Annotated in this window: 10 protein-coding genes; 7 read left to right on the top strand and 3 right to left on the bottom strand. The window is 68.6% G+C overall.

All coding sequences use genetic code 11. The features are described from left to right. The first annotated feature begins 83 nt into the window (after window positions 1–83). A complete protein-coding gene (locus tag H5399_RS08110; RefSeq protein WP_182782546.1) occupies window positions 84–893 on the top strand; it encodes a GAF and ANTAR domain-containing protein in 810 nt (269 codons plus the stop codon). Here H5399_RS08110 and H5399_RS08105 read toward each other — a convergent pair. Together H5399_RS08105 and H5399_RS08100 are read right to left on the bottom strand one after the other, a co-directional pair. Continuing rightward, complete coding sequence (locus H5399_RS08105) at window positions 835–2,391, bottom strand: asparagine synthase-related protein (protein WP_182782545.1); 1,557 nt, start codon at window positions 2,389–2,391, stop codon at window positions 835–837. The genes H5399_RS08110 and H5399_RS08105 overlap by 59 nt on opposite strands. 270 nt (window positions 2,392–2,661) lie before the next feature. After that, on the bottom strand, window positions 2,662–3,915 hold the full coding sequence (locus H5399_RS08100) for a DUF4143 domain-containing protein (protein WP_182782544.1): 1,254 nt from the start codon (window positions 3,913–3,915) through the stop codon (window positions 2,662–2,664). Window positions 3,916–4,185: 270 nt separating this feature from the next. On the opposite strand from H5399_RS08100, the gene H5399_RS08095 reads away from it, so the two are divergent. Continuing rightward, window positions 4,186–5,562 (top strand): HNH endonuclease signature motif containing protein, encoded by a 1,377-nt coding sequence (locus H5399_RS08095; protein WP_182782543.1) that lies wholly within the window; start codon window positions 4,186–4,188, stop codon window positions 5,560–5,562. Between the two features lie 109 nt (window positions 5,563–5,671). Here the strand turns inward: H5399_RS08095 and H5399_RS08090 are convergent, their stop codons facing one another. Continuing rightward, window positions 5,672–6,880 (bottom strand): winged helix-turn-helix domain-containing protein, encoded by a 1,209-nt coding sequence (locus H5399_RS08090; protein WP_182782542.1) that lies wholly within the window; start codon window positions 6,878–6,880, stop codon window positions 5,672–5,674. A gap of 30 nt (window positions 6,881–6,910) precedes the next feature. On the opposite strand from H5399_RS08090, the gene H5399_RS08085 reads away from it, so the two are divergent. From H5399_RS08085 to H5399_RS08065, 5 genes are all read left to right on the top strand, one after another. After that, entirely contained in the window at window positions 6,911–8,200 is a 1,290-nt protein-coding gene (locus H5399_RS08085; protein WP_182782541.1) for a dTDP-4-dehydrorhamnose 3,5-epimerase family protein, read from the top strand. 297 nt (window positions 8,201–8,497) lie between these two features. After that, entirely contained in the window at window positions 8,498–9,313 is an 816-nt protein-coding gene (locus H5399_RS08080) for an SDR family oxidoreductase (protein WP_182782540.1), read from the top strand. A 294-nt stretch (window positions 9,314–9,607) separates the two neighbouring features. After that, complete coding sequence (locus H5399_RS08075; RefSeq protein WP_182782539.1) at window positions 9,608–10,255, top strand: A24 family peptidase; 648 nt, start codon at window positions 9,608–9,610, stop codon at window positions 10,253–10,255. Between the two features lie 188 nt (window positions 10,256–10,443). Further along, on the top strand, window positions 10,444–10,896 hold the full coding sequence (locus H5399_RS08070; RefSeq protein ID WP_182782538.1) for a hypothetical protein: 453 nt from the start codon (window positions 10,444–10,446) through the stop codon (window positions 10,894–10,896). 27 nt (window positions 10,897–10,923) lie between these two features. After that, complete coding sequence (locus H5399_RS08065) at window positions 10,924–13,113, top strand: DUF3376 domain-containing protein (RefSeq protein WP_182782537.1); 2,190 nt, start codon at window positions 10,924–10,926, stop codon at window positions 13,111–13,113. The last annotated feature ends 41 nt before the right edge of the window (window positions 13,114–13,154 follow it).

Raw genomic sequence — 13,154 nt, 5'->3', positions numbered from 1 at the left:
AGGGGTCCTGGCGGCCGCGGGGGTAGAGTTGAGGATCCCCCGGGCCGGCCGTGGCTCTGGATTCATCCGAGGGTGGTGATCAGATGTCTGAACAGGTCGCGGATCAGCCCGTCGTCGACGGATCGGAACTCGACGGGTTCCTGACGTTCGCCGAGGTGGCGGCGCAGTTCGATCAGCTGGCGGACCGCCTCCGGGCGACAGAGAAGCCTCTGGCCAACGCGTTGGTTGAGGCCGCCATCGAGATGGCGGGCGCCCAATGGGGCACCATCACCCTGCAGGACGGCAACGAATTCCGTTCCCTGGTGGTCAGCGACGACTTCTCCCTCCAGCTCGACCTCCTGCAGTACGCCTTCGGCTCCGGGCCGTGCCTGGACGCCATCAAGCACGACACCCCCTTCATGGTGCCCGACCTCCGTCACGAGAACCGCTGGCCGGAATACACCGAGAGCGCCCGCAAGATGGGCGTGCGCAGCATCTTCGCCCAACCCCTCCACCTCATGGATCAGGACCGCACCATCGCGAGCCTGAACCTGTACGCGGACACCGAAGACGCCTTCCGCGACAGGGCCAACACGGGCGAAGCGGCGGTGGTGTCGACGTTCGCCGCCATGGGCACCTCGATCGCGCTGGGCCAGTCCAAGGCCGAGCAGCTGGAGAACGCGCTGCGCACCAACCGGGAGATCGCCATGGCGATGGGCGTGCTCATGGGCCGCCACTCCATCAGCCGCGACGCCGCCCTCAACCTCATGCGGCTGGCGAGCCAGAACTCCAACCTGAAGATGTCCGTCATCGCCGACGAGATCATCACCACCGGCGAACTGCCGATGGCCCGCGTCAGACGCGGTGGCGCTGCAACCACATCTCCAGCACGGTCAACTGCCACAAGCCATTGACGCCGGCCGGAAGCGCACTCCCCCGCTGCGCCGCCAGCAGTGTCTCCATCACGTGAGGCTGCAGCATCTCCCGGCCCCGGGCCGCCTGCGAGGAGAGCGTGTCGCGCACCAGGCCGAGCACCGGACCGTCCAGGTTCATCAACGCCGGCAGCAGCAGGTGCCCCTTCGGGCGGTGCACCACGTCGTCGGGCAGCAGGTGCCGGCCCAGAGCCGCCAACACGTCAGATCCTCCCCGCTCCCGCTCGGGGTGTTGCACCGCCAGCTCCACCAGGTGCCGGTCGAGGAACGGCATCGTCGCCTCCACCCCCCACACCCTGGTCATCCGCACCGCGTCCCCCAGCGGCTCGAGCTCCGCCCCAAAACCACTCCGGTGGTCCACCGCACCGCCGAGGACCTCGTCGGCGCCCTGCCCGGACATCACCGTGTCGGTGTGCTCCGAGGCGTGACGGGCCAGCAGATGGAACGCGGGCGCCTCGTGGGCGGCCATCGGCTCGGCCATGTCCTCCACCGCGGCGGCCACCGCAGGCACCAGCTCCGCGGTGGGGACGTGCAGGCAGTGATGGGTGGTGCCGAAGCGTCTAGCCACCACGCTGGAGTACTCGAACTCGTCGCCCGCAACGCCCTCCGAGCTGTCGAAACCGATGCTGAACGTGTTGATCCCGCCCCGATGGCAGTCAGCGAGCAGGGCCACCAGCAGGCTCGAGTCGAGCCCGCCCGATAGCAGCACCGAGACCGGCCCGGACCCCGGCAGCCGGCTCCGGACCGCCGCGAGCAGCGCCTCATGGGCGGCGTCGTGCCACTCGTGCTGCGACCACCGCTCGAGGTCGCCGTCGCTCTGGCGGTCCGGCTTCCAGTAGACGCGGTCCCGGGTGCCGTCGGCGTCGATGACCCGCAGGGTCGCGGGCGGCAGCTTGCGGACCCCCTTCACGATGGTCCGCGGCGCGGGAACCACCGAGCTCCGGCTCAGGTAGTGATGCAACGCCTCCGGATCGATCGACGTGTCCAGTCCCCCGGCCGCCAGCACCGCCGGCAGCGTCGAGGCGAACAGCAGGCCGCCGGCGGTGTCGGCCACATACAGCGGCTTCACGCCCAGGGCGTCCCGGGCCAGCAGCACCTTCCGCTTGGTCCGGTCCACGAGCACCACCGCGAACTCGCCGTCCAGGTGCTCGACGAAGTCATCACCCCAGCGGGCGTAGGCGGCCAGGATCAGGTGGGCGTCGCCGTCGCGGGTGGCGCCCAGCTGTCGGCGGAGCTTCTCGCGGTTGCCGAGATGCGCGTCGACCACGATCGCCACACCGGAGGGGACGTCGACCACGGGCTGCAGATCGTCGCAGTCCGGGGTTCCGGTAAAGCGGTAGGCCAGGATCGCGTGCCCGTCGCCCCAGATCCGCCGCGGCCCCCACCGTCGACCCTCCAGGGCCTCCAGCATCCGGCTCACCGTGTCGACGTCCGGCCGCACCCCTCGCCCGAGGGTCACGGCCCCCGCGAGGCCGCTCATGGCGCCGGGTGTGGCGCGGGGGGTTTTCGGTCTGAACCATCAAAGCGCATCGGTCTCACCTTCCAGCAGGTGGGGAGACACTCGTCGGCTCCCCTGACATGTCGCGGCGAGGAAGGGTCGCAGAAGCGGCCACCCTGACCGCGGGCGGTGAGCCGGCTTCTTGACTCATCGAGCACCCTAACCCAGGCGGGGTGTGAGAGGGAATAGACGTTCGCGGTCAGAGGAGGGATGAGCGGGCGTGCCGCGTGGCGAGGGCTGGCTGCTGGTCGATCAGGGGCCCAGCGCGCCGATCGGGATGGCGACCACCCCGTCGGGCCTGGTGTAGCCGTAGCCGCCGGCGGTGATCACCCCTAGCACGGCCGGCTCCCCCGCCTTCACTGTGTCGACCTTCGCAGCGAAGCTCAACAGCGATGCAGCCGCCCGGTCCACCTGCCCCGGACCCAGCTTCACCTCGAACGCACCCCAGGTCCCATCCCTGGACTCGACGATGATGTCGACCTCAAGCGCGTCAGAGTCTCTGTAGTGGTATATGGAAGCGTCCGCGGCCTCGGCGTAAACGCGCACATCGCGGACCGCGAGGGACTCGAACAGCAAGCCCAGAGTGTTGAGATCGCGGAGGAGCTTCGCAGGGCTGGCGTCGAGTGCGGCGGCAGCGAGAGACGGGTCGACGAGATGCGTGCGTGCCCTTTCACGCAGCCTCGCCCGCGATCGCAGGTGCGTGGACCAGGCCGGCTGGACCTCCAGGAGCATGAGCCTGGCCAGTGCATCCTGGTACTCGTGCGCCGAGGGACGCGAGAGCGAGATGTCTGGGCCATCAGCCTCCGCCGACAACTTGGTCACCACGTGTTCCATCGCAGTGTTCCGGGCGAGCGCCTGGATGAACCGCAGTACTCGAGCCGGGTCTCGCCGAGGTCCCGCGATCTGTCGAAGGTCCACTTCGGCGACGGTGCGCAGATAGTCGCGGTTGGCCGCGGCCGCATCCTGGACCGACAAGCCGAGGTTGATGGGCCACCCGCCCCGGACGATGAGCTCTGCGGCGTGCTGAGGGGTGACAGTGTCGGAAGGCGACGTGGGTCGCTCGCCGGCGAGCAGCGCGCGGAGGGACATGGCGCCCGTGGAATCGGACGACTCGAAGAGGGTGAGCGGACGCATCACGAGACGCGCGAAACGCCCCGCGCCGGAGTGGCGGCGCACGTCGTCATTCGGCACAGCCGACCCGGTGAGGATGAACTGCCCGGGCTTCCCTCGCCGGTCCACCTCAGCCCGCACGTGATTCCACAAGCGGGTGCCATCCAGCTGCCATTCGTCGACCAATCGCGGCGAAGGTCCGCCCAGTACGAGTCCAGGGTCAACGTCCAGCGCACGGATAGCTGCTTCATCGCGGTCCAGGTAGACGGCACTGGCGGCCGCCCGCTCGGCGGTGCGCGTCTTGCCGCAGGCCTTCGGCCCCTCGATGAGGACCGCGCCGGCGGAGTGAAGCCGCTTCTTCAGAAGGTCGTCGAGGATTCGGGGGAGGTAATCCACAATGCCTCCGATCTGGGTTGCATGACGAGAGTTTACACTTTGCAGGACTTATCGTTGACACTTTGCAGGACTTATCGTTGACAGTCTGCGTAGTGCAGGACGCTGGAGTCACACCGTGGCCAGGGGTGCGGGAAGGAGAGAGGTCCTTGTCACTCCCATTGCCTCGGGTGAGCCCAGACCACCAGCAGCCCACTTGTGCGATTATCACGATCGGGTAACAGTCGTGCTGTGCGGCTTGGACCGGGACATCTGTTCGATTAAAATGGAGCCATGCACCAACGGCGGCTCACCACGGACCAGGCGCTGACCGCGCTTGAATCCACGCTGTCGCTGGTTGATCACGCCGAGCGGGCGGCGCTTGATGCGCCAGCCAGGCTCCAGCTGATGCAGCGGGCACGGAGGCTGTCGGAGCGGCTTGAGTCGCTGGCCCACGTGCTGACAGACGAGGCCAACCGGGCGCAGGCGTCCATGAGGGCGGCAGGCACCCCCTTGACGTCCTTCCTCGCGGTGAGTGAGCAGCGCGATACCAGAGAAGCGGCCGCGCAGGTGTTCCGGGCGAGCGATGTGGCGGCGCATTCCCAGGTCCGGCAGGCCGCGCTCGACGGCGACGTGTCGCCCGCGCACGCCATGGCCATCACGAAGGGCATGGCGCAGCTGCCGGCCACCTTGAGCCCAGAGCAGCTGCAGCGGGCGGAGGAGGTGTTTCTCGGCAGGGCCGGGAGCACCACCCCGCGGGAGTTGTCGAAGCTGGCACCGGTGGTGCTGGCGGAGGTCGCGCCGGAGCAGCTGCCCACAGCGGAGCAGCGCGTGGCAGACGTGGAGGCGCAGGCGCGGCGAGCGAAGGCGAAGCGGTCGTTCAGCTATGGCGACGACGGCGACGGCTCTGTCTGGTTCCGCGGGTCGCTGCCGGCCGTGGACGCGGCGCCGCTGATCGCCACCGTCGAGGCCTACGTGCAGGCCGATCGACGGGCGGCGCGGGATCGGCTCACTGGTGTCCGTTCGCTGCGCCCCGGCCCGCAGGCGCTGCGCGATCACGCGGCGGCGGATCAGGGCCGCACCCCCGAGCAGCGCCGGGCGGACGCGTTCACGGTGATGGTCTCCCAGCATCGCGGGGCGCCGACGGTGGCCGGAGACCGGCCCCGGATCGTCGTCACCATCCAGGAGTCAGACCTACGCGAGCGCGCCGAGGCCGTCGGTGTGTTGGCCTCCGGCGCGGTGGTCGCGCCCGGGGACCTGCGCAGGCTGTGCTGCGACGCAGACCTCACCCCCGTGGTGCTCGGCGGCAGGTCCGAGGTGCTGGACCTCGGGCTCACCGAGCGGCTCGTCACCCCCGGCCTCCGCAAGGGGTTGACCATTCGCGACGGCGGCTGCATCTTCCCCAACTGCACCACCCCGGCCATCGCCTGCGAAGCCCATCATGTGGTCCCCTGGTACCTCGGCGGGCCCACGTCGCTGGGGAACATGGTCCTCCTCTGCGCACACCACCACGCGGTGGTCGAACCGCAGCGCTTCAACGACACCGCGGACCAATGGACCATCACCTTCGACCCGGTCACCCGGAAACCAGTCATCGCACCGACGAAACGGATGCAGCTCTACTTGAACGGCAACGGCCGACGACCTGGCCGGGATCCGCGACGCCCGTAGGTTGTGGCGCGCCTCGGCGCGGACAGCAGGCCGGGCCCGGGCCTCGAAACCTCGACAGGTGACCGTGTCCGTCTGAGTTTCCGAGGCTTCGAGGCCGCTGCGCGGCGCCTCAGCCAACTGTAAGTCTTGCCAGGGCGGGGGCTAGGGTGCCGGGGCCCGTGACCGCGACGTCCGACAGCCCCTGCCACTGGGCGGCCTCGGACAGGAGGGGCGCGACCCGGCTGGCCACCTCGTCGATCCTCCCCTGCTGGGCGGGCTCGATGTGGGCGTGCTGGACGCGCAGGACGCCCGCCTTGCGGTCGCTCTTGAGGTCCACGCGGGCCACGATCTGGTCGTCGAGGAGCACCGGCAGCACGTAGTAGCCGTGCTCGCGCTGCTCCTTGGGCGTGTAGATGGAGATGCGGTAGTGGAAATCGAACAGCCGCTCCGCGCGGGGGCGGAACCAGACCAGCGGGTCGAACGGGCTGAGCAGCGCCACCGCCTCGACCCGTCTGGGGACGCGCTGGCCCGCGGGCATCCAGGCGGGCTTCGCCCAGCCGTCGACGGTGACGGGCTCGAGGATGCCGTCGGCGGTGAGGTCGTCGACGGCCTGGCGGGCGGTTGCGGTCTTGAGGCGCGGGTGGTCGGCCAGGTCCTCCAGGGTGGCCACCCCGTGCGCGACGGCGGCGCGGCGGATCAGCTCGCGGACGGCGTCCTGCTTGGGCATGGGTTCGAGGGCCAGGGGTGGGAGTGTGGTGGTGGCCGGAGCGAGGACGCGCTCGAAGCGTTGGCGGCCGACGGTGACCAGCTCGCCGGTGTGGAACAGGCACTGCGCGGCCCAGTGGACGTCGTTCTTGTTCCACCAGCCGCCGCCGAGCGACACGTTCTCCGGATGGTCCAGATCGCGGATGCGCAGCGGGCCGCGGTCGGCGAACTCGGCCAGGACGTCGGCGATCAGGGGCCGGTGTTCACTGGCCCAGTTCTCGAAGCCGGGGCGCTTCGGGGCGGTGCGGTGCCAGTGCCACAGCGGCCAGTCCGAGACGGGGATGATGGTGGCCTCGTGGGCCAGGTACTCGGTGTAGCGGCCGAGGCGGGGCTTGGGGATGCCGTGGTGGAGGAGGGCGTCGAGCGTGGCCTTGGGGTACGGGCCGAGGCGTGCCAGGAGGGGGAGGTAGTGGGAGCGCTCGAAGACGTTGACGGTGTCGAGCTGGAGGACGCCCATTGTGGCGATCGCTCTGGTGAGTGTCGCGGGGGTGGGGGTGGTTGGGCGCGGGGCGGCGAGGCCCTGGGCGGTGATGGCGACGCGTCTGGCTTCGGGGAGAGTCAGATGTCGCGGCATTGGGACAGGATAGGCGGCTAGGGTCAGGGGATGGAGATCCCGGGGCTGACCTTCGTGCCGCTGACCGTGCAACGCGACGAGGACGGCTGGTTCGCGGAAGCCTGGAACGAGGCCAGGATGAACGTGCTCGGGCTGCGCCACTTCCGGCCCGTGCAGCACAACGTGCGCCACTTCAACCGGAGCGGCGTCACGCGCGGGCTCTACGCGGAGCCGTGGGACCGGCTGATCACCGTGGTGCGGGGGCGGGCGTTCTGCGCGTGGGTGGACCTGCGCCCCGGGGAGTCGTACGGCGCGGTGGTCACGGCCGAGCTCGACGCCGACACCGCCGTCTTCGTCCCCAGGGGCGTCGCAAACTCGGTGCAGATCCTCGAGGACGACACCACCATCACCACCCTCCTCGACCAGCACTGGACCCCCGAGGCGCGCGCCCGGTACTCCACCGTCAACCTGTTCGACCCCGCCCTGGACATCCCCTGGCCCATCCCAGAGCGGCGCGCCACCGTCTCCCCCGACGACGCCGCCAACCCGATGCTGGCCGACGCCGTGCCCTTCCGCGTGGCAGGCCGGAGGGAGCAGCCGGCCGTCGACGCGCAGCGGGGCGCTCGGGGGACGGATCCTGGGCCTGTGGGCGAGGGTGGGGGCGCGGTCGGGTCGTTCGGGTCTGGCGGTTCGTTTGGGTCGGGTGGGTCGGGTGGGTCGGGCGATGCGCAACGCGGCTTCGGGCGGTGGGCCGACGCTGCCCCCCGTCGGGAGGAGGCGGACTCCCCCGCTGCACCCACCTCGCCCCGCCGTCGGGCCTACAAGGTGCTGTTCGTGTGCACGGCCAACATCTGCCGCTCGGCGTACGCGGATGTCGCGGCCAACGCGGTGGCGCCGGCCGGGGTCCAGTTCTCGTCGGCGGGCACGCGGGCCCTCGTCGGGGAGGGCATCGACCCGCCCATGGCGCACGAGCTGAAGGTCGACGCGGAGCCGGGGGCGCACCGGGCGCGGCAGGTCACCCGAGACCTCGTGGAGGACGCCGACCTCATCCTCACCATGGCGGGCGAGCACCGTCGCTACCTGCTCGACGAGTGGCCGGCGGTGGGGCGGAAGACGTACGTGATCGGGCATGCCGCGCGGGTGCTGGCTGAGCTTCCTGAGGGTGTCACCCTGGAGGGTTTGGCCGGGCACCTGTGGAGGAACCGGACGGTGCAGGAGGGCGACGAGGTGCGCGACCCGTACCGTCGGGGGCAGGAGGCGGCGAGTGTCGCGGCTCGGGAGATCGACGGGCACTTGTCGGTGGTTGTGGGGGTGTTGGGGACTTTAGTGTCGCGGCGGTAGGCAGGGCGGTGCCTCGGCCGGTGGGACGCTTGCGTTTCATAGCTTCGAGGCCGCTGCGCGGCGCCTCAGCCAGCGGGGTGGGCCGGTTCCGCGGCTCAAACGTCACCTTTCCGCGTCCACAAACGATACCTCTCCGACACGGACGGCCCTGGCCACCTGAGAATCGGCACTTCCTCAGTAGCAACTGACCACCCTCTAACCGGACATTGTTGTCCGGTAGGCTGGGTGCGCGGCCCAGCGCCGACGAGCCAGAGTCCGGGTCGATGGCGATCCGGCAGAAGCGATGGAGGATCCGGCATGCAGATCAACGGCAAGGTGTTCGTCGTCACGGGAGGCGGACAGGGAATCGGGCGCCAGGTGGTACTCGGACTCCTGCGCAAGGGGGCCGAGGTGGCCGCGGTCGACCTCAACGCCGCCAAACTGGAGGAGACACGCGAGCTCGCTGGGCGAGAGGGGCACCGGTTGACGCTGCACGCGCTCAACGTCACCGACCGGGCCGCCGTCGCGGCGCTGCCCGGGGCCGTCATCCAGGCGCACGGGCAGGTGGACGGGCTGCTCAACGTTGCAGGGATCATCCAGCGGTTCGTGAAGGTGGTGGACCTCTCGTTCGAGGACATCGACCGTGTCCTCGACGTGAACTTCTGGGGTGTCGTCGCCATGACGAAGGCGTTCCTGCCCGAGCTACTCAAGCGCCCGAAGGCCGCCGTCGTCAACGTCTCCAGCATGGGCGGATTCATCCCCATCCCCGGACAGACCCTGTACGGGGCGAGCAAAGCGGCTGTGAAGATGTTCACCGAGGGGTTGCATGCGGAGTTGCGGGAGACGAATGTCGCGGTGACTGTGGTGTTCCCCGGCGCCGTGCGGACGGGAATCACGGCCAACAGCGGGGTGACGACGCCCGGCGGTGGCTCGGGTGGAACGGAGGGCCAGGGCCGGATGAAGCTCACCTCCCCCGAGGATGCGGCTCGGCTCATCATCCGGGGCATGGAGCGCGGGAGCTACCGTGTCGCGCTGGGACGGGACGCGCAGATGCTGGACCTGTTCACCCGGTTGGCGCCGGAGCGGGCGATGGCGCTGATCTCTGACCGGATGGGGTCGCTGCTGGACCGGTGAATCGGGATGCCTTGCGCCCTCGAAGTAGGGCCCGCGGACTCCTGAAACCTCGACTTCGATACTGCTGAAACTTCGACTTCGATGCAGCTGAAAACTTCGAGTGGTGGCGCGGAGCAGGGATTGTTCGGAGGCCGCCATTGATTCCCGGTGAGATTCCGGGGAGATGGACCGCATACAGCGCCATCTCCCCGGAATCGCACTCGGATGGTGACGTTGGGTCACCGACCCTGGGACAGCCGGGGCGGCTGCTTGGACTGACCAGGGGGCGGACTGGGCAGGGGCTAGGGTCGGGGCATGGTGTGGGTGGCTGCCGGGGTGGTCGCGGTGGTGGCCGCCGTCGTGATGGCGTTCGCGGTGCCGCGGGTGCGCGTCCTGGACGACGACGAGGCGCCGGACTTCGCCCTCCTGGTCACGCCGTCGAGCGTGGTGGGGGTGACGGTGGCTGCGTTCGTGGCGGCGATGGCGCTGTGGGTGCTGCCGACGGAGCTGTGGTGGCTGTGGGTGCCGTACCTCGGGATCGGCGCCCCCCTGGCCTACATCGACCTCCGGACCACGTTCCTGCCCCGGCAGCTGCATTACGTGGGTGTCGCGGCGATGATGCTCGGACTGGTCGCGCTCGCGGTGCTCGACATCTGGGCAGCGGTGGGCGCCGTCGTCGGGGCGCTGGCGGCGTTCGGGTTGCTGTATCTGGCGTGGCACCTCTCCCCCGGGCTGGGGTTCGGGGATGTGCGGTTGGCGCTGTTGATCGGGGCGGTAGCCGGGCAGGGCGGGGTGTCGATGTGGACGGCGTCGCTGTTCTTCGGCACCGTCCTGGGCGCCGTGCACGCCGTCGGGCATGCGGTGTGGGCGCGGCGGGACCCGGGGCGGCCCGGGTACTTCCCCTACGGGCCGGCGTTGTGGCTGGGCCCGATTGTCGCGGCGGTGTGGATGGGGTTGGTGTGAGTCGTCGCGGGCTGACCGGGGTTTGAGAGCTGGCCCCGCTCGCCCTATCGTCTATCAGTCCTTTGTGTGGTGGCGCCACTATTACGATGGCTCAGGGGCCTCCCTCAGATTCACAACCCATTGACAGGTGTGGCCATAGCCCTATCTTTGGCTCAACCTGCGCCCAGGGTGACAGCCGGAGGAACACCATGAATCAGGACGTTCTGATCGCAATTCTGGTCACTGCATTGGCTGGAGCCATCGGCGGCTTTCTGGCCCGAGTGGTACCCAATGGCGTGGGCAAGAAGCCACTCAAGGACGCACCCGCTGAGGCTGGGGCAGTTGTCTCAACTCTTGCGGGTGCCGCCGTTGCCGTCGCGGCTTTTCTCGCCACCGAGCCCATCTCCGCTGTCGCTGTATTCGCCACTGCCCCTCCCGTCGAGCCCACCACCGTCTGGATGTTCACCTGGGGCGATGTGGTGAATGCCTTCGTGGCCGGCTTGGCAGGCATCAAACTGCTGCTCACGTACCAGGACTCGAAGACACTCCGAACTGCGTTGGGAGTGGCCGCAGCCCGTCCTCCGAGCCCCGATTTGGCCGCCGCGGTCACCGCGACGCCGCGTGAAGTTCTGGCGACCGCTCGCGGCACCAGCCATAACTGACCGATTGTCAAGTGGGGGGAGAAGACAATGCCTGAGAAGGTGCGGATTGCGCTGGTCATGAACGGTGGGGTGAGTCTCGCGGTGTGGATGGGGGGCGTGACTCACGAGATCGACAGGCTGCGCAACGCCACGGTGAATGACCTGAGCCCCTGGGGTGTAATACTCGCTGCCGCCAAGAGGGAAGTGGAGGTTGACCTGATCGCCGGTAGCAGTGCAGGCGGACTGAATGGTGCCATGTTGGCTACTGCCATCGCACGAGGCGGAGAACTGCCGCCACTACTCGACATGTGGCGAGAGCAGGCACGGCTCCAACGAGGGAAGCTCCTTCGAAGCGATCCGGGAGAATCGCCGAACTCACTTCTCGACGGCGACTTCTTCAGTAAATCGCTCACCATCGTGATGAACGGGATCAGCGCTTCGCAGCCCGGAGGCGCGGACGTCACTCTCATGGTGACGGCTTCAGCGCTCCAGGGGTCGAGCAGGGCGGTGATCGATGCTTGCGGCGAGAAATTCGTTGCCTCCGACCATCGGCGGGTCTATCGATTCCGCAGGCGAAACGGCAAGAAAAAGTGGGATCAGATGCTTGGAGCCTTTACCCCATTGCCACTGGACGAGTTCACACCCCCACCAGAAGGTATCCATCCACTGATAGTGGCCGCACGGGCATCGGCCGGGTTCCCCGTCGCGTTCGAACCCGTCCAGGAGACCCCGGCCCTGCACGCGCTCAACGTTGTGGATTCAGAAGGCGAGCCGGCATGGCTGATGGATGGCGGTGTCCTGGACAACGCACCATTCGGCCCCGTGCTTGACGAACTCATCGAACGGCCCCGCGGAGACGCTGGTCCCCGATGGGTGGTCTACGTCGTCCCGCATACCGATTTCCCCGCCCTCCCTACACCTGCCGACCCGAACCCCCGGCCCCCAGCGTGGACCAATGTCTTGGGCGCGGTGCTCACGTTGAGCCGCGAATCCGACCTCCGTTCCGATGTGATGTCGGTCAGCGATCGACACCGGGCAGCGCACAGCACCGTCGCACGCCCCGAAGAGCTGCTCGGCGACGGAGTTCCGGGGGTGGACTGGGCCGACGCAGTTGCGCTGGCTACGGATCTGCTGCCCGTGTACCGTCGCACCACTGCGAAGGAGACTGCCATCGATGTCCTCGGCGCCGGGGCGGCCGGCAGCCCCGTAGCTGCTGTTTCCGTCGCCCCGGTCTCGATCGATGCGGTGCTGGCGCTCAACCCGTCCTGGATCGCCACGAGCTTGAGTCCAACACGACTCATCGGCGACAACTTACTGTGGCAGTGGGGCGTCGGCCGGGCCAAGCAGATGGCTACCTGGATCTCGCGGGCAGTTCGACAGCTCGATCTGGAACCGGCGGAAGCGGAGGTGGCGCTGGCGCAGATTGTCGCGCTGCAGGAGGATCTACTGGCGCTCCACGAGGGGTTCTCTGCGCTGCACTCGGAAGCATTCGCCGCGCCCGAGCCGATCGTGGGCAACCTCGTCGGGTTCAACGAGGCCGTTCAGGAGTCCCCGCTGCTGCCTGCACTCACCACCACGATGAACAGCCTCGTCAACGTGTGGGAGACGTCCGCCGGCCTCAACGGTGGGGAGGGCATGCAGCGGCTCCTCACCGTCGAAGTCTTGAGTCATGCGCTGTCCTGGGGGCAACCCATGACCCCGCCCTTCGATCTGGTGCTCCTGGGGCCCAAGACGCCCGACGGACCGTGGTTGAGCCCCTACGAGATGCGCCCCAGCCTCTCCAAGCTCGACGGGTGGCCCAACCCGAAGTTGTACGGCGACCGCTTCATGAACTTCGGGGCGTTCGGCCGGGACAGCTTCAAGGAGTGGGACTGGATGTGGGGTCGGCTCGACGGAGCCATCACGCTGGCGAAGGCGCTGCTGCCGGACTCCTTGTCGGACGAAGCGACGTCAGCACTGATCACTCCCTTGGTTGACGAGATTCTCAGCGCCTGCGAGATGGATCTGAGCGCGGTGTACGACCACTGTGTCGAGGTTCTGTCGATGAAGCCGTCAGCACTGATTGCGTCCTCCCGCGACTCGGAAGAGACAGATCTCGAGCTGTTGATCGACCGCGCGGCGAGGATGCTGACAGAACATCAGATCGTGACCAGTCTGACGCTGCGTCAACGCCTGGCCACGCGAGGTGCAGTCTGGTGGCTGTCCCGGAAGGCGAAGCGAGCCGCCCGCAAGCCCTGATTGCCCCGCAGGCATAGGTCCTTGCCAACGGCGTTTGCTGC

It is taken from the genome of Tessaracoccus sp. MC1627 (assembly GCF_014164725.1).
Taxonomy (GTDB): domain Bacteria; phylum Actinomycetota; class Actinomycetes; order Propionibacteriales; family Propionibacteriaceae; genus Arachnia.
This window is presented reverse-complemented; position numbering and strand designations above follow the sequence as displayed.

Coding starts and splice junctions, on each gene's coding strand:
- H5399_RS08080 (WP_182782540.1), top strand. CDS start 8,498: ATGCAGATCAACGGCAAGGTGTTCGTCGTCACGGGAGGCGGACAGGGA.
- H5399_RS08065 (WP_182782537.1), top strand. CDS start 10,924: ATGCCTGAGAAGGTGCGGATTGCGCTGGTCATGAACGGTGGGGTGAGT.
- H5399_RS08075 (WP_182782539.1), top strand. CDS start 9,608: ATGGTGTGGGTGGCTGCCGGGGTGGTCGCGGTGGTGGCCGCCGTCGTG.
- H5399_RS08110 (WP_182782546.1), top strand. CDS start 84: ATGTCTGAACAGGTCGCGGATCAGCCCGTCGTCGACGGATCGGAACTC.
- H5399_RS08105 (WP_182782545.1), bottom strand. CDS start 2,391: ATGAGCGGCCTCGCGGGGGCCGTGACCCTCGGGCGAGGGGTGCGGCCG.
- H5399_RS08070 (WP_182782538.1), top strand. CDS start 10,444: ATGAATCAGGACGTTCTGATCGCAATTCTGGTCACTGCATTGGCTGGA.
- H5399_RS08085 (WP_182782541.1), top strand. CDS start 6,911: ATGGAGATCCCGGGGCTGACCTTCGTGCCGCTGACCGTGCAACGCGAC.
- H5399_RS08090 (WP_182782542.1), bottom strand. CDS start 6,880: ATGCCGCGACATCTGACTCTCCCCGAAGCCAGACGCGTCGCCATCACC.
- H5399_RS08095 (WP_182782543.1), top strand. CDS start 4,186: ATGCACCAACGGCGGCTCACCACGGACCAGGCGCTGACCGCGCTTGAA.